A 587-nucleotide genomic window follows, 5' to 3' on the forward strand; every position below is an offset into this window, starting at 1 on the left:
TGGACCGAGCGCCGGGCTTCGGAGGCTCCAGCCGGACTGCCATAGGCAGGGAGGCGGTCAGCCGAGAAGACCGATGCGAGAGTATCTCTTAATGTGAATAGTAATTTTTGTAGAGATATTTTTATCATTTTTGTTTGGCAAATAAATCAATAAAAATACAATCCCGTCTGACATTAATTTGACGGGATTGTACGTAGTATTTCATTTAATTTTATGTTGTTATTTTCGCTAATCAGCGATACCATTTTCTAATTTATCGAATTTCGATTATTTTGTTTAAGTTTAGGCGGTTTATCAATATCAAACAAATTTTAATTAATTATCAATTATTGTTAGCGTTTTCAATATTTTGTTTAAATAGATACAGTATTTTTAGGAATTAGATTTGATTCACTTGTTTCAACTTCATCATCATCAAATATTGCTTTTGGTAGACCAGTATAAGTCCCCCAATAGTAAGCGATTAAAGAAATTATCGCAACAAAAACGATATCCAAAGGATGTTTAAGGGCACCGATACCACCAAATAATCCAAGATAGGAAATAATAATCATAGTTGAGTAATAAAACACGAGCCACCACGAGGA

At 34.1% G+C, this 587-nt stretch carries 1 pseudogene; it reads right to left on the minus strand.

Annotated elements, in window-relative coordinates:
- Positions 1-353: 353 nt before the first annotated feature.
- Positions 354-587, minus strand: a pseudogene (locus VU18_RS18130) (hypothetical protein); the annotation flags it as partial.

The organism is Geobacillus sp. ZGt-1, from assembly GCF_001026865.1.
Classification (GTDB): domain Bacteria; phylum Bacillota; class Bacilli; order Bacillales; family Anoxybacillaceae; genus Geobacillus; species Geobacillus thermoleovorans.